The following is an 18812-nucleotide window of genomic DNA, read 5'->3' as shown; positions in this document are numbered from 1 at the left end:
TATAGTCCGTGACTCGAGAAATCGGAGCCAGATGACCTTTGTCGGCCACGCTGGCAGCAACGATTCATCAACCAAGGAGATGTTATGAGCAGTCCGTTTATCGAACAGATCAAAGCACGTCGTACCATCTATGCCCTGGGCGACCAGGTGACCCATTCCGAAGCCCAGCTGACGGCCCTCATCAAGGAGGCCATCAAGCACAGCCCCTCCTCTTTCAACTCCCAGAGTTCTCGCGCCGTCATCCTGTTTGGCGAGCAGCACCACAAGCTGTGGGACATCGTCAAAGCTGAATTGAAAAAGATTGTGCCGCCAGAGGCCTATCCCCAGAGCGAAGCCAAGGTCAACGGCAGCTTCCGCGCCGGTTTCGGCACTGTGCTGTTCTTCGAAGACACCGCCGTCATCGAGGATCTGCAGCAGAAATTCGCCCTCTATGCCGACAACTTCCCCATCTGGTCCGAACATGCCACCGGGATCGCCCAGTTTGCGGTCTGGACCACCCTGGCCCAGGAAGGCATAGGCGCCTCCTTGCAGCACTACAACCCGCTGATCGACGAAGCGGTTCGCCAGGAGTGGGACCTGCCCGCCAGCTGGCTGCTGCGTGCCCAGATGCCCTTTGGCAGCATAGAGCAACCGGCCGGTGACAAGACCTTCATGGACGACGAGGTCCGCTTCCGGGTCTTCAAGTAACCCGGGCGTCTCGTCCGATCAAGCCCCCGTTCACCGGGGGCTTTCTGTTGCCGGCCTCTCAGGTCAGCAGCGTCACCTGCAAGGAGCCCGCCGCAGCCGTGACCACAGTCACCTGGCGCCAGTGCTGGATCACCGCCGCAACCGCCGGGTCGAACCTTTTGCTGCCCCCGACCTGCACCACCTGGCAACCGGCCTGCAGGGCGCTGGCGATGCCCGCCGGCGCATCCTCGAACACCAGGCAGTCGGCAGGGGCCACGCCAAGCCTGCCCGCGCCGAGCAGGTAAGGCTCGGGATCCGGCTTGCCCCGCACCACATCCTCAGCCCCGATCAATTGCTTTGGCAACGGCAATCCGGCACTGGCCAGACGGTGCCGCGCCACCCGCTGGCTCGCGGAGGTCACCAGTGCCCAGCACTCTGCCGGCAGGGCCGCAAGCAAGGCGCGGGCCCCGGCGATCGGCTCGGCCGCCCCCGTATGGTTGATCTCCAGCTCGTCCAGCAGCGCCACCTCCCGGGCCATGTCAAGCTGTGGTGCCAACGCGCGGATCACCTCCCGCGAACGTACCCCGTGACACATGGCCAGTACCGGCCCGGGATCCAGCCGATGACGCCGGCACCAGAGCCGCCAGACGGTCTCCACCTCGCCGGTGGAGTGCACCAGGGTGCCGTCCATGTCCAGCAGCAGGGCCTCGGCCCTCAGGGTAAGCCTGGTCATGCGGATCTCCCCGCCAGCACGTCGACGAAGGCCTGCCGCTGGGCCGACTGCTCATAACAGGCGAGCGCCTGCTCGGCATTGCTCGCCCACACCGGCAGGGGCCCGACGGCGAACCCCTGCTGCAGCAGGCTGGTCAGAAGCTCCCCCGTCTCCGGCGCCGCCAGTGGCTGGGCCATTACCAGGCTTCCCTTGATCAAGAACAGATAGCGTTCGCTCGACATGACATGACTCCTTGTGGCTGGTCAGCGGGCAAAAGGCCCGTTTCGAGACCATTAGAACAAGGTAGTTAGATAATTTATAATCAATAAATCGCCATATTGGATAACCAAACGGAATGAAATTCGACTTAAGACAGCTGCAGGCCTTCGTCGTGCTGGCCGAGACCGCCAACTACCGGGAGGCCGCCAGTCGGCTCTTCATCACGCAACCGGCGCTGACCAAGCAGATCCAGGGGCTGGAGCTGGCGCTCGGCAGCACCCTGTTCAACCGGGGCCGCCACGGCGCCGAGCTGACCGCCATCGGCACCCAGTTGCTGCCCCAGGCCTGCGCCCTGGTGGAACACGGAAAGGGATTCGAGCAGCATGCTGTGGCGCTGGCGAGTGGCGCCGCCGGGCGCCTCAAGATAGGGTTCGGGCTGTCAAGCTTCGCACTGGCCCCCTCCCTGGTGGCCCGCTTCAAGCAGCAGGCCCCCGATGTGATGGTGCACCTGCAGGACATGACCTCCGCCGTCCAGCACGATCTGCTGCTGGCAGGGCGACTGCAGATAGGCTTTATGCGCAGGCCACAGGCGCCACAGCTGAGGGAGCACAGGCTGTTGACCGACCGGCTGGTGCTGGCCGTGCCGAGCCAGATGACGGGGCCGGATCCGGCTGCGTTCGACGTGGAGCGGGCGCTGACCACGCAGCCGCTGTTGCAGATGGTGGGCCACCGCTGCCCAGGCCTCAGCCAGCAGATCGCCCGCTTCCTCGGCGCCAACCGGCTGACCGGCATGATCCAGGAGGCGGAAGACATCCAGACCCTGGTGGCCCTGGTGGCCGCCGGCATAGGCAACGCCATCCTGCCCCGCAGCGTCGGCTTTATCGCGGGCAAGGACGTGACTCTCTATCCCCTCTCCGGCCCCTGGTCCGAGTGGGAGATAAGCCTGGTGTGGAACCCCGACTTTGCGGATCCCATTCGCGACCGTTTCCTGACCCTGGTCAGGGCTATGCACCCGGAGGGGGACAGCCTCTGACAGGAGCGCTGCCCAGTCAAGGAAAGGGAAAGCAGCAAGGCTGGCTCAATGGCCGCCCCACTGATCTTCCCCGTGCGGGCCTGATGCGCCGACGAGCAGACATCAGATACCCTCATCGCTTTCCGGTCAGGGGAACTTTTTATACCAGCCCCAGGGCGTAGCGCAGCGCCATCTCCTTGAGCGGCCCCGCCTTGTCCGCCAGGGTCAGGGCCAGATTGCGGGCCAGCTTGAGCGGGCCTATGTCGTTGCTGAACACCCCGTAGAAGAGATCCATCCCCGACTGCATCAGCAGGTTGTCGGGGCGGCGACGGCGCTCGTAGCGGCTGGCCAGGGTGATGTCGTGCCAGTCAGCCCCCGCCTTGCCGAGCAGCTCGGCCCAGCAGGCTACGTCCTTGAAGCCGAGGTTGACCCCCTGCCCCGCCAGCGGGTTGATGGTGTGGGCAGCGTCGCCGAGCAGCAGCACCCGTCCGGCGTGGTAGTGGTTGGCGTGGCGGCGCACCAGGGGGAAGCTCCCCTTGCCGGTGACGGTGAAGCCGCCGAGCCGGGCCGGGAAGTGACGGCGCACCTCCTCCCCCAGCTGCTCGTTACTCATGGCGGCCAAGGCCCGGATGCGGGCCGGGCTGTCATACCACACCAGGGAGCCGTGCCGGCCGGGCAGCGGCAGGAAGGCGCGCGGGCCCTGCGGGGTGAACTGCTGCCAGGTGATGTCCTCCTGCTCGAACTCGGTATCTATGTTGATCAGCATGCAGTGCTGGCGGTACTCGAAGCGCGACACCCCGATCCCGGCGAGGCGGCGGGTGAGCGACTCGGCGCCGTCGCAGGCCAGCACCCAGCGCGCCTGCAGCTCGGTACCGTCATCGAGCAGCAGGCTGGCGTGCTCGGCACCTTGCTGCAGCCGGACCACAGCCGCCGGGGTGTGGGTCTGGATGTTGGGGAAATCCTCCATTCGCCTCAGCAGGGCGAGCTGCACCAGCCGGTTCTCTATGATGTAGCCGAGCTGGGGCAGCCCCAGATCCGCCGCGTCGAAGCGGGTGGCGAAGCCATCCAGCTCCCAGGTCTCCAGCCGGCGGTAGGGACACAGCCGCATCTGCTGCAGGTGCGACCAGGCGCCGGCCTTGTCCAGCAGCGCCACCGAGGCCTGGCTGATGGCGGAGACCCGCAGATCCAGCGGCTGATCAGGGGCGTAATGTTCCGGCAACCGGGTCTCGATGACCCGCACGTTAAGACCCTCTGCCGCCAGCAGGCAGGCGGTGGCGGCGCCCACCATGCCGGCGCCGACGATGGCGATATCACACTGTTCCATAACTTGATTCCTGCAAGGGGTCGCCCCGGACAAGGGGAGAGGAGCGAATCGAATGGGGCATGATAACGCAAGGAGACCGGATAAACAGTGAGTCAGACGGGCAATTGCCGCGACGGGCCAGGCCATATGGCGGCGGCGCGGCCCCAGACTGGTCAGCACCGGGATTGCGGAGTAAAATGGCCGGTCCTTTGACCCTGCCGATCTTAAACACAGTCAAGAGTAGCAATGAGCAAGAAACTTCATATCAAGACCTGGGGCTGCCAGATGAACGAGTACGACTCGTCCAAGATGGCCGACCTGTTGGACGCCAGCAATGGCTACACGCTGACCGAAGAGCCCGAGGAGGCAGACGTCCTGCTGCTCAATACCTGCTCCATCCGTGAAAAGGCCCAGGAGAAGGTGTTCCACCAGCTCGGTCGCTGGAAGAAGCTCAAGCTGAAAAAACCGGGACTGGTGATCGGAGTGGGTGGCTGTGTCGCCTCCCAGGAAGGGGAAGCCCTGCGCAGCCGGGCGCCCTATGTGGACATCGTCTTCGGCCCCCAGACCCTGCACCGCCTGCCCGCCATGATCAAACAGGTCCAGGAGGGGCGCGGTGCCCAGGTGGACATCGCCTTCCCCGAGATAGAGAAGTTCGACAACCTGCCGGAGCCCCGCGCCGAGGGGGTCACGGCGTTTGTCTCCATCATGGAAGGCTGCTCCAAATACTGCTCCTTCTGCGTGGTGCCCTACACCCGCGGTGAGGAGGTGAGCCGGCCGCTCGACGACGTGCTCTACGAAATCGCCCAGCTCGCCCAGCAGGGGGTGCGCGAGGTGAACCTGCTCGGTCAGAACGTCAACGCCTACCGCGGCCCGACCTTCGATGGCAATGACTGCACCTTCGCCGAGCTGCTGCGCCTGGTGGCCGCCATCGACGGCATAGACCGCATTCGCTACACCACCAGTCATCCCATCGAATTTACCGACGACATCATCGAGGTCTACAAGGACACGCCGGAAGTGGTCAGCTTCCTGCACCTGCCGGTGCAGAGCGGCTCGGATCGCATCCTGACCATGATGAAGCGCCCGCACACAGTGCTGGAGTACAAGTCCAAGATCCGCCGCCTGCGCGCCGCCCGTCCCGACATCACCATGAGTTCCGACTTCATCGTCGGCTTCCCGAACGAGACGGACGAGGATTTCGAGGCCACCATGAAGCTCATCGAGGAGATCAACTACGACATGAGTTTCAGCTTCATCTACAGCCCGCGCCCCGGCACCCCGGCCGCCGATCTGCCGGACGACGTCGACATGGAGGTGAAGAAGGCCCGTCTCACCCGCCTGCAGAACCAGATCAATCACCAGTCCATGCTCATCGGCCGCGCCATGCTGGGCTCGGTGCAGCGCATCCTGGTGGAGGGGCCCTCCAAGATGGATCCCATGCAGCTCAGTGGCCGCACCGAGAACAACCGGGTGGTCAACTTCGAAGGGCCGCACCGCCTCATCGGCGGCTTCGCCGACGTGGAGATCACCGATGTGCGCCCCTACTCCCTGCGTGGCCGCTTCATCCGCGGCGAGGACGAAATGAATCTGCGCATCGCCACCGCGCCGAGCGAAATCCTGGCTCGCCGCCCGGACAACGTCCCCGATGATCTCGGGGTGGCGGCCTTCAGACCCCATTAATTTTCTCCCCCCTCCCGAGGGCGGGGGGAACAGCCGATACGAGGACATTTTGAGCCGACACATCTCGACCCTGAACCTGCACCTGGAGCCCGCCGACAACCTGCGTCTCGCCAGCCTGTGCGGCCCCTTTGACGACAACCTCAAGCAGCTGGAGCGCCGTCTCGGCATCGAGATAAGCTACCGTGACAACCACTTTCAGGTGCTCGGCAAGCAGGCCCAGATAGATGCGGCGGCCGTCATCCTCAAGCACCTCTATGTGGAGACCCAGCCGCTCAGGGGCGGCAAGGTGAATGACATCACCCCGGAGATGGTGCACCTGACGGTGCAGGAGTCCCGTGTGTTGGAGCAGGACGATGACGAGGCGCCGAGCCAGCCCTATGGCAAGGAGGTGACGGTCAAGACCAAGCGCGGCCTCATCAAGCCGAGGAGCCCGAACCAGGCCCAGTACATTGCCAACATAGTGCGCCACGACATCAGCTTCGGCATCGGTCCGGCCGGTACCGGCAAGACCTATCTGGCGGTGGCCGCCGCCGTGGATGCCCTGGAGCGCCAGGAGATCCGCCGCATCCTGCTGACCCGCCCGGCGGTGGAAGCCGGTGAGAAGCTCGGCTTCCTGCCCGGGGATCTCTCCCAGAAGGTGGACCCTTACCTGCGTCCCCTCTACGACGCCCTGTTCGAGATGCTGGGATTCGAGCGCGTCGAGAAGCTGATGGAGCGCAACATCATCGAGGTGGCGCCGCTCGCCTATATGCGCGGCCGCACCTTGAATGACGCCTTCATCATCCTGGACGAGGCCCAGAACACCACCACCGAGCAGATGAAGATGTTCCTGACCCGCATCGGCTTCAACTCCAAGGCGGTGGTGACCGGCGACATCACCCAGGTGGACTTGCCGCGCAGCACCAAATCCGGCCTGCGCCACGCGCTGGAAGTACTGCAGGGGGTCGATGGCCTGTCGTTCAACTTCTTCGAATCCAAGGACGTGGTGCGTCACCCCGTGGTGGCCCGCATAGTGCAGGCCTACGAGGCGTTCGACGCCCAGCAGGCGGCCGACAAGAGCGCCCCCAATACCCGCAACGAGAACACCAGCAAAGAGAGTGCCCAATGAGCGTGACCCTGGATCTGCAACTGGCCTGCGCCAGCACCGACGGCCTGCCGACCGAAGCCCAGTTGCAAGGCTGGCTCGATGGCACCATTCCGGGCTTCCAGGACGAGGCCGAGGTGACGGTGCGCCTGGTGGACGAGGCGGAGAGCCGCGAGCTCAACCACACCTATCGCGGCAAGGACAAGCCCACCAACGTGCTCTCCTTCCCGTTCGAAGCCCCCCCCGGCATGGAACTCCCCCTGCTCGGGGATCTGGTGATCTGTCGCCAGGTTGTCGAGGCCGAGGCGGTCGAACAGGGCAAGCCCCTGATGGCCCACTGGGCTCACATGGTTGTGCACGGCAGTCTGCATCTGCTAGGTTATGACCATATCGAGGACGAGGAGGCCGAGGAGATGGAGGCGCTCGAGCGCGACATCATGCAGGAACTCGGCTTTGCGGATCCCTACCTCGACGACGAAGTAGAAGGATAAGGTGAATAGGAAGCCGAGGAGATGATGCGGTTCAAGAGCGCGACATCATGCAGGAACTCGGTTTCCCCGACCCCTATCTAAATGATGAAGAGTAAGGGCTGACGAGGCGATCACGGCATTGAAACACGCCGCTGTCATCCTTATATAACCAAGACAATATCCCCTGTGTTCACACGAGTAACCAAGAGAGAAAATGACCGACGATCACCCTAGTACCGGCTCGCCGAAGAAAACCTGGCTCGACAAGCTCAGCCAACTCTTCCAGGGCGAGCCAAAAGACCGCAACGATCTGGTGGAAGTCATCGCCGATGCGGAAGAACGTGACCTTATCGATCAGGACACCAAGGACATGATCGAGGGCGTGCTCGAAATTGCCGAGCTGCGCGTGCGCGACATCATGATCCCCCGCTCCCAGATGGTGACCATAGAGAAGTCCCAGCCGGTGGACGACTTCCTGCCCGTCATCATCGAATCCGGCCACTCCCGCTTCCCGGTGATCAACGAAGACAAGGATCACGTGGAGGGCATCTTGCTCGCCAAAGATCTGCTGCCGTTCGGCTTTGGCGGCCATCTGGCCTGCGAGCCGCTGCAGCTCGAGAAGATCCTGCGCCCCACCGTGATAGTGCCGGAGAGCAAGCGGGTCGATCGCCTGCTCAAGGAGTTCCGCGAAGAGCGCTACCACATGGCCATAGTGGTGGACGAGTTCGGCGGCGTCTCGGGTCTGGTGACCATAGAAGACATACTGGAACTCATCGTTGGCGAAATAGACGACGAGTTTGACGACATCGAGGATGAGCCGGAAGAGATCCGCCGCATCAGCAAGCGGGTCTTCTCCGTCAGCGCGCTGACCGAGATCGAGGATTTCAACGACTTCTTCGGCACCCAGTTCAGCGATGAAGAGGTGGATACGGTGGGCGGCCTGGTAATGCACGCCTTCAGCCACCTGCCCAAGAAGGGCGAGGAGATAGAGCTCGACGGCTACCTGTTCAAGGTGATGCACGCGGACCGTCGTCGCCTGCAGCAACTGCAGGTGAAGATCCCGGAGAATCACGTGGCGGCCCAACCGGAGTCCTGATCCCGCGCTCCTCGCGCCGTCAATCAACGCCCCTGCTTTCAGGGGCGTTTGTCATTCTGCCGCCCCCGCGCCTTCCCATTCCCCTGCTGCGCGCCCCTTCGACATCCGGCTGGCCGGGAGGCTCGCCGTTGGCGCGGTTTGCGGTTAAGATGTCGGCCATTCCATTTTTATTCAGCCCAATTCGAGCCCCGATCCCCCGTGAAATCGAAACTTCTGACAAGCCTGTTCGCCCTGGCCTCTGGCGCCATCGCCGTGCTGGCCTTCTCCCCTTTCGGCTACTGGCCTCTGGTGATCCTCTCCCTGCTCGGTCTCTATGCCCTGCTGGACAAGGCCAACCCCAAGCAGGCGGCCTGGCGCGGCTTCGGCTATGCCATGGGGCTGTTTTTGCCCGGACAGTGGTGGATCCATGTCAGCATGACGGAGTTTGGCGGCATCCCGCTGCCCGCCGCCTTCGTGCTGCTGGCCGGCCTCTGCGCCTATCTCTCCCTCTATCCGACCCTGGCCTGCTGGGCCTTCGCCCGCTTCTTTGGCGGCCGCCACTGGAGTCGCTGGCTGCTCGCCTTCCCGGCGCTCTGGCTGATGACTGACTGGCTGCGGGGCTGGGTGATGACCGGCTATCCCTGGCTCTGGTTTGGTTACACCCAGATAGACGGCCCCCTCAAGGGCTTCGCCCCCATCCTCGGGGTGCAGGGCATCACGCTCGCCCTGCTGCTCACCACCTCCGCCCTCTGGCTCACCTGGCAGAGCCGCAAACCGGCCTGGCTGCTGCTGCCGGTCGTGCTGGTCGGCGCCGCCCAGGGGCTGATGCAGCTCAACTGGGTGACCCGGGGCGAGCCGGTCAAGGTGGCCCTGGTGCAGGGCAACATAGCCCAGTCCCTCAAGTGGGATCCCGAGGCCCTGATCCCAACGGTGCGCACCTATCAGGATCTCAGCCGCGAGAATCAGGACGCCGACATCATCATCTGGCCGGAATCGGCGATCCCGGCCATCGAGAAGGAGATGGGTACCTATCTGGAGAGCCTGGACAAGGCGATGAAGGTGAATGACACCGGCCTGCTGGCGGGGATCATCCATTACGATCTGAAGCAGCAGCGCTTCTACAATACCGTGCTCGGCATGGGGGTGCAGGATCTGGACGGCAAGGAGTCCTATCACTACGAGCACAAGAACCGCTACTACAAGCACCACCTGTTGCCCATCGGCGAGTTCGTGCCCTTTGAAGATCTGCTGCGTCCCATAGCCCCCTTCTTCAACCTGCCCATGTCCTCCTTCAGCCGGGGTGACGCGGTGCAGCCGAACCTGATCGCCAAGGGGCTCAAGTTCGCCGCCGCCATCTGCTACGAGATCATCTTCCCGGACGAGGTGCGCCGCAACGTGCAGCCGGACACCGACTTCCTGCTGACCGTCTCCAACGATGCCTGGTTCGGCACCAGCATAGGCCCCTGGCAGCACATGGAAATTGCCCGGATGCGCGCCCTGGAGCTGGCTCGCCCGTTGTTGCGTGCAACCAACACCGGCATCACCATAGTCACCGAGATCGACGGCAGCATCATGGGCCAGATCCCCCAGTTCGAGGCCGGAGTGCTGCGCGCCGAGGTGCGTCCGGCCCACGGCCAGACCCCCTACCTGCGCTTTGGCAGCTGGCCCATGTACGCGCTGGCCGCCCTGCTGCTCGGTCTGGCACTGGTGCTGAGGCCCCGCGCCCACCCCTGGGCTCGCCAGCGTTAAGCGACCCTGGCCCATATAAAAGAGGCGCCCTTATGGGGCGCCTCTTTTTTCATCGGTTCACTGAACTCAAGGGGAGAGCGGTTCGCGATGATACTCGTTGGCACCGCACTCCGGGCAGGTGCCGAGCTGCTCGGGATGCAGTACGGTGTGGCGCCACTCGCAGTGATCGCACACCAGCACGCCGAGCCCCACCCAGTCGCCGGCCCGATAGACGCCCTTATGTTCCAGCTCGTCCGCCAGCTCGCTCCACTCCACCTGGGCACGGTCGGTCACATCCGCCAGCCAGGACCACACTGTATCTTTCAATGCCAGCATAAAGGCGGACTCGGGCACCTCGGCACGGCTCTCGTCATAGTTGCCGAGATCCCGCTTCACGTATTCTGCGATCAGCGCCAGCTCGTCCTGGGTCAGATCGCCGGCCGCCTCCAGATAGGCCTGTACCTTGGCGATCATCCGGTTGAGGCGTTCCCCCTGAAACTCTTCGGTCTCCTCCCACTGCTTCTTGAGCTGGGCGATGAAGGCTTCATACCCTTGTCGACGTTTGTCCATGGCCATTACTCCTCTGCTGAACCCTGATCGTGCCCGGCCTGAGCCAGAGACTAAGCGGTGCAGGCGGTGGTTGCCGCCCTCTGTCACCCTTGCTGCTTTGCGAAACCTCCATGCTGCCCGGGCCGGCCTGAGACTGGGCGGATGCTGGCGGTTGTTGCCGCCGCAGGATATGGGTATTCTATCGGGATTTCCCAGCCGTTTTATCTATTCATTTCACAGATCCGGATGTCACCAATGCAAGAGCAATACGTTCCCCAATCCATAGAACCAGCAGTGCAACAGCACTGGGATGCCAAGAAAACCTTCAAGGCCGTGGAGAAAGTAGACAAAGAAAAGTTCTACTGCCTCTCCATGTTCCCTTATCCGTCTGGTCGTCTACACATGGGGCACGTGCGTAACTACACCATAGGTGATGTGATCTCCCGTTATCAACGGCTCAATGGCAAGAATGTGCTGCAACCCATCGGCTGGGATGCCTTCGGTCTGCCGGCGGAAAACGCCGCCATCAAGAACAGCACGGCGCCGGCCCCCTGGACCTACGAAAACATCGAATACATGAAGAACCAGCTGAAGATGCTGGGTCTGGGCTATGACTGGGACAGAGAGCTCGCCACCTGCAAGCCGGACTACTACCGCTGGGAGCAGTGGTTCTTCACCAAGCTCTACGAGAAGGGTCTGGTCTACAAGAAAACCTCCTCCGTCAACTGGTGCCCGAACGACATGACGGTGCTGGCCAACGAGCAGGTGATCGACAACTGCTGCTGGCGCTGTGACACCCCGGTGGAGCAGAAAGAGATCCCCCAGTGGTTCATCAAGATCACCGACTATGCCGAAGAGCTGCTGAACGACATCGACAATCTGGAAGGCTGGCCGGACATGGTCAAGACCATGCAGCGCAACTGGATTGGTCGCTCCGAAGGGGTCAACATCAGCTTCAATATCGACGGTCAGGATGAGCAGCTGGAGGTCTACACCACCCGTCCTGATACCTTCATGGGCGTGACCTATGTGGGCATTGCCGCCGGTCACCCGCTGGCCGCACAGGCTGCTGCCAGCAATCCGGAACTGGCCGCCTTTATCGAGGAGTGCAAGCACACCAAGGTCGCCGAGGCTGACATGGCGACCATGGAGAAGAAGGGCATGGCCACCGGCCTCTACGCCATTCACCCGCTCAATGGCCGCAAGGTGCCGGTCTGGGTCGCCAACTTCGTGCTGATGAACTACGGCACCGGCGCCGTGATGGCGGTACCGGGTCACGATCAGCGTGACTTCGAATTCGCCACCAAATATGGCCTCGACATCAAGGCGGTGATCAAGCCCGCCGATGGTGAAGTGGACGTGAGCGAAGCTGCTTATACCGAGAAAGGCGAACTCTTCAACTCCGGCGAGTTTGACGGTCTCGACTTCCAGGGCGCTTTTGACGCCATCGCCAACAAGCTGGAAGCCCTCGGCCACGGCAAGCGTACCGTCAACTTCCGTCTGCGTGACTGGGGCGTCTCCCGTCAGCGTTACTGGGGTGCCCCCATCCCCATGTTGACCCTGGCTGACGGCACTGTGGTGCCGACCCCGGAAGATCAACTGCCGGTGCTGCTGCCCGAAGATGTGGTGATGGACGGCATCCAGAGCCCGATCAAGGCCGACCCCGAGTGGGCCAAGACCACTTACAACGGCCAGGAAGCCTTCCGCGAGACTGATACCTTCGACACCTTCATGGAGTCCTCCTGGTACTACGCCCGCTACTGCTCCCCGGACTACGACAAGGGCATGCTGGACCCGGCTGCTGCCAACCACTGGCTGCCGGTAGATCAGTACATAGGTGGCATAGAGCACGCCTGTATGCACCTGCTCTACGCCCGCTTCTTCCACAAGCTGCTGCGTGACGCAGGGCTGGTCAACAGCGACGAGCCGTTCAAGCGCCTGCTCTGCCAGGGTATGGTGCTGGCCGACGCCTTCTACTACAAGGACGAGAAGGGTGGCAACGTCTGGGTCAGCCCGACCGACGTCAAGGTAGAGCGTGACGACAAGGGGCGCATCACCAAGGCCGTGGATCTTGAGGGCCGCGAGGTGATCCACTCCGGCATGACCAAGATGTCCAAGTCCAAGAACAACGGCATAGACCCTCAACTGATGGTGGAGCGTTACGGCGCCGATACCGTCCGTCTGTTCATGATGTTCGCCTCCCCGGCCGACATGACCCTGGAGTGGTCCGACTCCGGCGTAGAGGGGGCCCAGCGCTTCCTGCGTCGCCTGTGGCGCACCACCTTCGAGCACGTCTCCGGTGGCGCCGTTGCCGCGCTGGATGTGGCCGCCCTCTCCAACGAGCAGAAGGCGGTGCGCCGCGAGTTGCACAAGACCATCGCCAAGGTGAGCGACGACGTGGGTCGCCGTCAGACCTTCAACACCGCCATCGCCGCCATCATGGAGCTGATGAACAACCTGGCCAAGCTGGGCTCTGACGAGCAGGACCGCGCCCTGATGCAGGAAGCGCTGGAAGCCGTCGTCGTCATGCTCTACCCCATCACCCCGCACATCGGCTTCGAGCTGTGGAAGATGCTGGGCAAGGAAGGGGACATAGACGTGACCGGCTGGCCGGTGGCGGATGAAGCCGCCATGGTCGAGACCGAGAAGCTGGTGGTGGTGCAGATCAACGGCAAGATGCGCGGCAAGCTGACAGTGCCGGCCGAGATAAGCCAGGCCGACGTCGAGAAGCTGGCCATGGCCGATGCCTCGGTGCAGAAGTTCACCGAAGGCCTGACAGTGCGCAAGGTGGTCTATGTACCGGGCAAGCTGCTCAACATAGTCGCAAACTGAGGATAACCAGCACTCCCTGCCTCCTCCCCTGTCGGGGGAGGAGAGCTGCAGGAGTCTGAATCCATATGTGACGGCGGGCAAGCGCCCGCCGTTCTTCACTTGATGCAAAGAGGAATTCACATGGGCATGTCCCTCACTCGCTGGATTGCCATCATGCTGACGGGCCTGCTGCTGCAGGCCTGCGGTTTTCAGATGCGGGGAACCGCGATCCCCCCCGAGCTGATGACCATGAAGGTGGTCGGTGACAACAAGAGCGACTTCTATCGGCTGGTGACCACCCGCCTCAAGGCCTCCGGGGTGACCCTGGCAGACAAGGAGGGCATTCCGGTGCTGACCCTGTCCGGGGTGAGCAGCAGCAGCCAGGTTGCCTCCGTCGACTCCATCGGCCAGGACCGCGAGTACCTGCTGGGTTACAGCACCCAGTTCACCGTCTCCATGCCGGGCAAGCCGACCCAGGTCTTCCCCATCACCTTCAACCGCAGCTTCCTGAACAAGCCGGATGCGGCGCTGGCCTCCTCCCGCGAGCAGGAGCAGCTCGGCAAGGAGATGCAGGAGCAGGCTGCCAATCTGGTGATCCGCCAGCTGAGCCAGGTCAAGTTCTGATGCGAGTGTTTTAAATTGAGAGTCTATCCCGAGCAGTTTGCGGACCATCTCAAGGCAGGGCTCAAGCCCTGCTATCTCGTTTTTGGTGACGAGCCGCTGCTCAAGCTCGAGGCCATAGACGCCGTGCGTCAGGTGGCCCGCAAGCAGGGGTTCGATGAACGCCACACTTTCGTCGTGGAAGCCGGGCTGGACTGGAATCAGGTCTATGACGCCTGTCAGGCCATGAGCCTCTTCTCCGCCCGCCAGATCATCGAGCTGGAGCTGCCCGCCAAGGTCGACAAGGATCTCGCCGCCCGCATCACAGAGATCGGCAAGCAGCTCCATCCTGACCTGCTGCTGGTGCTCTCGGGGGGACGTCTCAACCAGACCCAGATGAAGGCAGCCTGGTTCGACAAGCTGAGCCAGAGCGGCACCTATGTGCCGGTCAATCACCCCGAGCCCCGTTTCTTCCCGCGCTGGATGAGTGCGAGGTTTCAACGCTTCGGCCTCAAGGCGCTGCCGGATGCGGTCAACTTCATGTGTCACGCCTTTGAGGGCAACCTGCTGGCCGCGAGCCAGGAGATAGAGAAGCTGACCCTGCTCGGCCCGCCCCAGCCCATCAGCGTCGCCTATCTGCAAGAGACCATCATACGGCACGCCCACTTCACGCCGTTCCAGCTCGTCGATACCCTGCTGGAGGGCAAGGTGAACCGGGCCCAGCGCATCCTGCTGGCGCTGCGGGCCGAGGGCACCGAGCCCGGCATGCTGGCCTGGACCCTGTGCCGGGAGCTGGAGCAGCTCACCGAGCTGGCCCTGGCCGCCCGCGCCGGTCAACCGCTGGTGGAACACTTCAGCCGGTTGCGCATCTGGCAGAGCCGCCAGCAGCTCATTCAGCAGGCCCTGACCCGGCTGCCCGTTGGCAAGATACAGCAGCTGTGGCAACTGATGGCCCGACTCGATGACGCCCAGCGCCGCTTCGACACCGAGCAGGCCTGGCTGATGTTGCAGACCATAGCCCTGGGTTTTCGCGATGGCACGCCGCTGCCCCTGCTGGAGGTGGAACCATGCTGAGCGCCCCCATCGCACGCCTGGCCGACCCCTTGGCTCCCCTCCATGACCTGGCAGGAGCCGACTCATGCTGAAGGCTCCCATCGGCATCCTGGGCGGCACCTTCGACCCCATCCACATCGGTCATCTGAGGCCCGCCATCGAGGCCCGCGACGCTCTGGGCCTGGCCGAGGTGCGCCTGCTCCCGAACCATATCCCGCCCCATCGCGCCAATCCCTTCTGCTCCAGCGAGCAGCGGCTCGCCATGGTCGCGCTGGCGGCGGCGGAGAACCCGGGCTTCGTGGTGGATGAGCGGGAGCTGCAACGGGATAAACCGTCCTGGACCATAGACACCCTCATCGAGCTCAAGCAGGAGCTGCCGGATACCCCCGTCTGTTTCCTGATGGGCATGGACTCCCTGCTCGGCTTGCCGAGCTGGCATCGCTGGCAGGAGCTGCTCGACCATGCCCACCTGGTGGTAAGCAAGCGCCCGGGCTGGCAACCGGATTACCCGGGTGAGGTGGCCAACCTGCTGGCCCGCCACCAGACCCGGGATGTGCGGGATCTGCATCGACACCGTCAGGGCCATGTCTGGATCGCCGACAACCTGCCCATCGAGCTGTCGGCCACCCGGCTGCGGGCCCTGCTGGCGGCGGGGCAGGACCCCAGGTACCTGCTGCCGGACCCGGTCGCCGACTACATCCGGCAGCACCGGCTCTATCAGCCATCGCCAAGCCGGTGAGCGGCGCCCCCCGGGCTTGTCAGCCGACACCCGAAGGCGCAGCCGGCACAGGCTTGACTATTGTGCCGCCTGGTTGCGCACTATAGTGATCAACAGGGGCCTGCCCTGCCCATGGCGGCGGCCCCGGATCCATTCCCCTTTGCCAGACTGGGAAACGGGAATGACCATGATATAATCCGCCGCCCTGACGTAAGTAGCAGGGCGCCGGAATACAGGAGAGAATCATTGCAAGGCCAAGAACTGCTCGCCTTTATCGTCGACAAGATCGATGACATGAAAGGCCGCGACATCATCACCCTGGATGTACGCGGCAAATCCAGCATCACGGACACCATGATCATCTGCTCCGGCAACTCCAATCGCCACGTCAGCGCCATTGCCCACAACCTGGCCAGCGAGGCCCGCCATGCGGGGCTCAGCCTGCTCAGCGTGGAAGGTGAGGTCACCGGTGAGTGGGTGCTGGTGGACATGGGTTCCGTCATCGTCCACGTGATGCAGGATGAATTTCGCGATTTCTACCAACTGGAAAAGCTCTGGGGCGGCGCCCAAGTACAGGTGCAATAAGGGTGCAAGCGTAAAGAACGATGAAGATCCAGTTGATTGCTGTGGGCACCAAGATGCCTGCCTGGGTAGAGCGTGGCTTCGAAGAGTACCGTCGCCGATTCCCCAAAGACATGCCGTTCGAGCTGGTCGAGATAGGCGCAGGCAAACGCGGTAAAAATGCTGACATTCCCCGCATCCTGCAAAAGGAGGGGGAAGCCATGCTGGCCGCCGCCGGCCGCTCGCGCATCGTCACCCTGGACATTCCCGGCAAGCCCTGGACCACGGAGCAACTCGCCGTGTCGCTGGAGGCCTGGAAGCTCGATGGCCGGGATGTGGCGCTGCTGGTGGGCGGGCCTGAAGGCCTCTCACCCGAGTGCAAGGCCGCCGCCGAACAGAGCTGGTCGCTCTCCCCCCTGACCCTGCCCCATCCGCTGGTGCGGGTACTGGTGGCCGAGAGCCTCTACCGCGCCTGGAGCATTACCACCAATCATCCGTATCACAGAGAGTGATCCATGCAGAGCCCACGCATTCCGCTCACCCGCCCGGCCCCCGGAGCCTGAGCATGCATACCGCCTCTCTCACCCGCACGTCAGCCATAAGGTAACGGCATGCTGAAGAATCGCATCGAAATGCGCGATCACAGTGCCGAGGGACGTCTGTTCTTCCGGCGCACCCTGGTCGCCTACATCGGCATGGTCGTCCTCATGCTGGTGCTGCTGGGTAATCTCTATTACCTGCAGGTAGAGTCTTACGAAACCTACCAGACCCGTTCCAACGACAACCGGATCCGGGTCGTGCCGGTGGCACCGCCGCGGGGCCTCATCTATGACGCCAACGGCGTGCTGCTGGCGGAAAACCGCCCGGTCTACAGCCTGGAGATAGTGCCGGAAGAGACCGAGGATCTGGAGAAGACAGCCGACGAGCTGATCACCCTGCTGGCCCTGCCGGAGGGGACCAAGGAGCGGTTCCTGGCCGAGGTGAAGCGCCAGCGCCGCTTCAAGCCTGTGCCCCTGTTCGAGAAGCTGACCGAGTATCAGGTCGCGCTCTTCTCGGTCAACCAGCACAACTACCCGGGCGCCAGCATAGAGGCCTATCTCAAGCGCTACTACCCGTTTGGCGATACCCTGACCCATGCGCTGGGCTATGTGGCCAAGATCAACACCCGTGACGTGGAGCGCCTCGACAAGGAGGACAAGCTCGCGAACTATGCCGCCACCAAGGACATCGGCAAGCAGGGGGTGGAGAAGTTCTACGAGGATCAGCTGCACGGCGTGGCGGGCTACCAGGAGGTCGAGGTCAACAACCGCGGCCGGGTGGTGCGCACCCTCAAGTTCCAGCCACCGGAGCCGGGCAAGGACATCTACCTCAACATCGACATCCGCCTGCAATTGAAGGCGCAGGAGCTGCTGGCTGGCCGCCGGGGCGCCATCGTCATGATGGATCCCAACACCGGCGCCATCCTGGCCATGGAGTCGAGCCCGAGCTACGACCCCAACCTGTTCGTGACCGGCATCTCCAACACCAACTACTCGGCGCTGCTCAACGATCCGGCGCGCCCGCTGGTGAACCGCACCACCCAGGGCATCTATGCCCCCGCCTCCACCGTCAAGCCCATGATGGCGGTGATGGGGCTCAACGAGGGGGCCATCACCCCCAACTATCGCTACTTCGGCGGTCCCAGCTTCTCCATCCCGGGCACCACCAAGAAGTTCCGCGACTGGCGCCGCTGGGGCCATGGCTGGCTCGACGTCTATCGCGCCATCGAGGTGTCGGCGGACACCTACTTCTACGATCTCGCCTACCGGGTCGGCATCGACAAGATCCACAGCTACATGACCAAGTTCGGCTTCGGTCAGTACAGTGGCGTCGACCTCTATGAAGAGACCAAGGGGGTCATGCCGTCCCGCGACTGGAAGATGGCGCGCTGGCGTCAGCCCTGGTATCAGGGGGACACCATCTCCATCGGCATCGGTCAGGGCTACTGGAGCTCCACCCCCATCCAGCTCGCCAAGGCGATCAGCATACTGACCCAGAACGGTCACGACGTGACGCCGCACCTGCTCAAGAGCACCGCCTCGGTGGATGGCGTGGTCAACGCCCCCATCAACCCGAACGTGGCCATCGCCGCCAAGAGCGACACCTACTGGCAGGTGGCCAAGGACGGCATGTGGCGCGTCATCAACGGCCATGAGGGGACGGGGCGCCGCGCCTTTGCGGGCACCCCCTACAAAGCGGCGGGCAAGTCAGGCACCGCCCAGGTGGTGGGCCTCAAAGAGAACCAGGTCTACAACGCGGCCACCACCAAGGTGGAGCACCGCGACAACGCCCTCTTCGTCGCCTTCGCGCCGTTCGAGGCCCCCAAGGCCGTGGTGGCCCTGGTGCTGGAAAACGCCGGTGGCGGCAGTGCCATGGGGGCGCCGGTCGCCCGCCACATGCTGGACGCCTACCTGCTGCCGCCAGAACCCCAGCTGCCGCCGGCGCCTGACAAGCCGTCCGCCCAAAGCCCGGATCAGAGCGAGGTCGTGCCCAATGAATAACGCCGCACGCCTGCTGCGCACCTTGCCTCCC

At 63.4% G+C, this 18812-nt stretch carries 18 protein-coding genes; 14 read left to right on the top strand and 4 right to left on the bottom strand.

Features of this window, described 5'->3' with window-relative positions; translation table 11 throughout:
- Window positions 1-84 precede the first annotated feature (84 nt).
- Window positions 85-687, top strand: a complete 603-nt coding sequence (locus ACB030_RS08160; protein ID WP_371158923.1) for a nitroreductase family protein — start codon at window positions 85-87, stop codon at window positions 685-687.
- 58 nt (window positions 688-745) lie between these two features.
- Here ACB030_RS08160 and ACB030_RS08155 read toward each other — a convergent pair whose 3' ends face one another.
- A complete protein-coding gene (locus ACB030_RS08155; protein ID WP_371158922.1) occupies window positions 746-1399 on the bottom strand; it encodes an HAD-IA family hydrolase in 654 nt (217 codons plus the stop codon).
- Window positions 1396-1620, bottom strand: coding sequence for a hypothetical protein (locus tag ACB030_RS08150; RefSeq protein ID WP_205642265.1), 225 nt, complete (start codon window positions 1618-1620; stop codon window positions 1396-1398). Before ACB030_RS08150 ends, ACB030_RS08155 begins: the two co-directional genes overlap by 4 nt.
- Before the next feature lie 113 nt (window positions 1621-1733).
- Between ACB030_RS08150 and ACB030_RS08145 the strand changes: the two genes are divergently transcribed.
- Window positions 1734-2630, top strand: coding sequence for a LysR family transcriptional regulator (locus ACB030_RS08145; protein ID WP_371158921.1), 897 nt, complete (start codon window positions 1734-1736; stop codon window positions 2628-2630).
- A 139-nt stretch (window positions 2631-2769) separates the two neighbouring features.
- On the opposite strand, the gene ACB030_RS08140 is transcribed toward ACB030_RS08145, so the two are convergent.
- Window positions 2770-3933 (bottom strand): FAD-dependent monooxygenase, encoded by a 1164-nt coding sequence (locus tag ACB030_RS08140; protein WP_371158920.1) that lies wholly within the window; start codon window positions 3931-3933, stop codon window positions 2770-2772.
- 225 nt (window positions 3934-4158) lie between these two features.
- Here ACB030_RS08140 and miaB point away from each other — a divergent pair, with 225 nt between their 5' ends.
- From miaB to lnt, 5 genes are all read left to right on the top strand, one after another.
- Window positions 4159-5592: a tRNA (N6-isopentenyl adenosine(37)-C2)-methylthiotransferase MiaB gene (gene miaB, locus ACB030_RS08135; RefSeq protein ID WP_139435807.1), complete on the top strand. Its 1434-nt coding sequence runs from the start codon at window positions 4159-4161 to the stop codon at window positions 5590-5592.
- Between the two features lie 49 nt (window positions 5593-5641).
- Window positions 5642-6700 carry a PhoH family protein gene (locus tag ACB030_RS08130; RefSeq protein ID WP_371158919.1) on the top strand — a complete coding sequence of 353 codons (1059 nt, stop codon included), beginning with the start codon at window positions 5642-5644 and terminating at the stop codon, window positions 6698-6700.
- Window positions 6697-7167 carry an rRNA maturation RNase YbeY gene (gene ybeY, locus ACB030_RS08125; RefSeq protein ID WP_371158918.1) on the top strand — a complete coding sequence of 157 codons (471 nt, stop codon included), beginning with the start codon at window positions 6697-6699 and terminating at the stop codon, window positions 7165-7167. The genes ACB030_RS08130 and ybeY overlap by 4 nt, the downstream gene beginning before the upstream one ends.
- A gap of 193 nt (window positions 7168-7360) precedes the next feature.
- A complete protein-coding gene (corC, locus tag ACB030_RS08120) occupies window positions 7361-8242 on the top strand; it encodes a CNNM family magnesium/cobalt transport protein CorC (protein WP_371158917.1) in 882 nt (293 codons plus the stop codon).
- A 198-nt stretch (window positions 8243-8440) separates the two neighbouring features.
- The gene (gene lnt / locus ACB030_RS08115; protein WP_371158916.1) at window positions 8441-9970 is read left to right on the top strand and encodes an apolipoprotein N-acyltransferase; all 1530 of its coding nucleotides are present in this window, start codon (window positions 8441-8443) and stop codon (window positions 9968-9970) included.
- A gap of 66 nt (window positions 9971-10036) precedes the next feature.
- Here lnt and ACB030_RS08110 read toward each other — a convergent pair whose 3' ends face one another.
- Window positions 10037-10519, bottom strand: coding sequence for a zinc ribbon-containing protein (locus ACB030_RS08110; protein WP_111910428.1), 483 nt, complete (start codon window positions 10517-10519; stop codon window positions 10037-10039).
- A 234-nt stretch (window positions 10520-10753) separates the two neighbouring features.
- Between ACB030_RS08110 and leuS the strand changes: the two genes are divergently transcribed.
- From leuS to mrdA, 7 genes are all read left to right on the top strand, one after another.
- The gene (gene leuS / locus ACB030_RS08105) at window positions 10754-13330 is read left to right on the top strand and encodes a leucine--tRNA ligase (RefSeq protein ID WP_371158915.1); all 2577 of its coding nucleotides are present in this window, start codon (window positions 10754-10756) and stop codon (window positions 13328-13330) included.
- Between the two features lie 120 nt (window positions 13331-13450).
- Window positions 13451-13933: an LPS assembly lipoprotein LptE gene (lptE, locus tag ACB030_RS08100; protein WP_106887591.1), complete on the top strand. Its 483-nt coding sequence runs from the start codon at window positions 13451-13453 to the stop codon at window positions 13931-13933.
- A 15-nt stretch (window positions 13934-13948) separates the two neighbouring features.
- Window positions 13949-14983 carry a DNA polymerase III subunit delta gene (gene holA / locus ACB030_RS08095; protein WP_205642272.1) on the top strand — a complete coding sequence of 345 codons (1035 nt, stop codon included), beginning with the start codon at window positions 13949-13951 and terminating at the stop codon, window positions 14981-14983.
- 64 nt (window positions 14984-15047) lie between these two features.
- Entirely contained in the window at window positions 15048-15701 is a 654-nt protein-coding gene (gene nadD, locus ACB030_RS08090) for a nicotinate-nucleotide adenylyltransferase (protein ID WP_371158914.1), read from the top strand.
- A 225-nt stretch (window positions 15702-15926) separates the two neighbouring features.
- On the top strand, window positions 15927-16265 hold the full coding sequence (gene rsfS / locus ACB030_RS08085; protein ID WP_205642274.1) for a ribosome silencing factor: 339 nt from the start codon (window positions 15927-15929) through the stop codon (window positions 16263-16265).
- Between the two features lie 20 nt (window positions 16266-16285).
- Window positions 16286-16753: a 23S rRNA (pseudouridine(1915)-N(3))-methyltransferase RlmH gene (gene rlmH / locus ACB030_RS08080; RefSeq protein WP_025326093.1), complete on the top strand. Its 468-nt coding sequence runs from the start codon at window positions 16286-16288 to the stop codon at window positions 16751-16753.
- 99 nt (window positions 16754-16852) lie between these two features.
- Window positions 16853-18781, top strand: coding sequence for a penicillin-binding protein 2 (gene mrdA / locus ACB030_RS08075; RefSeq protein WP_205642275.1), 1929 nt, complete (start codon window positions 16853-16855; stop codon window positions 18779-18781).
- Window positions 18782-18812: the final 31 nt, after the last annotated feature.

It is taken from the genome of Aeromonas sp. S16(2024), assembly GCF_041403065.1.
Lineage (GTDB): Bacteria > Pseudomonadota > Gammaproteobacteria > Enterobacterales > Aeromonadaceae > Aeromonas.
This window is presented reverse-complemented; position numbering and strand designations above follow the sequence as displayed.

Bases quoted from the DNA above. Each gene is read 5' to 3' on its own strand.
- ACB030_RS08160 (WP_371158923.1), top strand. From the start codon at position 85: ATGAGCAGTCCGTTTATCGAACAGATCAAAGCACGTCGTACCATCTAT.
- ACB030_RS08155 (WP_371158922.1), bottom strand. From the start codon at position 1,399: ATGACCAGGCTTACCCTGAGGGCCGAGGCCCTGCTGCTGGACATGGAC.
- ACB030_RS08150 (WP_205642265.1), bottom strand. From the start codon at position 1,620: ATGTCGAGCGAACGCTATCTGTTCTTGATCAAGGGAAGCCTGGTAATG.
- ACB030_RS08145 (WP_371158921.1), top strand. From the start codon at position 1,734: ATGAAATTCGACTTAAGACAGCTGCAGGCCTTCGTCGTGCTGGCCGAG.
- ACB030_RS08140 (WP_371158920.1), bottom strand. From the start codon at position 3,933: ATGGAACAGTGTGATATCGCCATCGTCGGCGCCGGCATGGTGGGCGCC.
- miaB (WP_139435807.1), top strand. From the start codon at position 4,159: ATGAGCAAGAAACTTCATATCAAGACCTGGGGCTGCCAGATGAACGAG.
- ybeY (WP_371158918.1), top strand. From the start codon at position 6,697: ATGAGCGTGACCCTGGATCTGCAACTGGCCTGCGCCAGCACCGACGGC.
- corC (WP_371158917.1), top strand. From the start codon at position 7,361: ATGACCGACGATCACCCTAGTACCGGCTCGCCGAAGAAAACCTGGCTC.
- ACB030_RS08110 (WP_111910428.1), bottom strand. From the start codon at position 10,519: ATGGACAAACGTCGACAAGGGTATGAAGCCTTCATCGCCCAGCTCAAG.
- leuS (WP_371158915.1), top strand. From the start codon at position 10,754: ATGCAAGAGCAATACGTTCCCCAATCCATAGAACCAGCAGTGCAACAG.
- lptE (WP_106887591.1), top strand. From the start codon at position 13,451: ATGGGCATGTCCCTCACTCGCTGGATTGCCATCATGCTGACGGGCCTG.
- nadD (WP_371158914.1), top strand. From the start codon at position 15,048: ATGCTGAAGGCTCCCATCGGCATCCTGGGCGGCACCTTCGACCCCATC.
- rlmH (WP_025326093.1), top strand. From the start codon at position 16,286: ATGAAGATCCAGTTGATTGCTGTGGGCACCAAGATGCCTGCCTGGGTA.
- mrdA (WP_205642275.1), top strand. From the start codon at position 16,853: ATGCTGAAGAATCGCATCGAAATGCGCGATCACAGTGCCGAGGGACGT.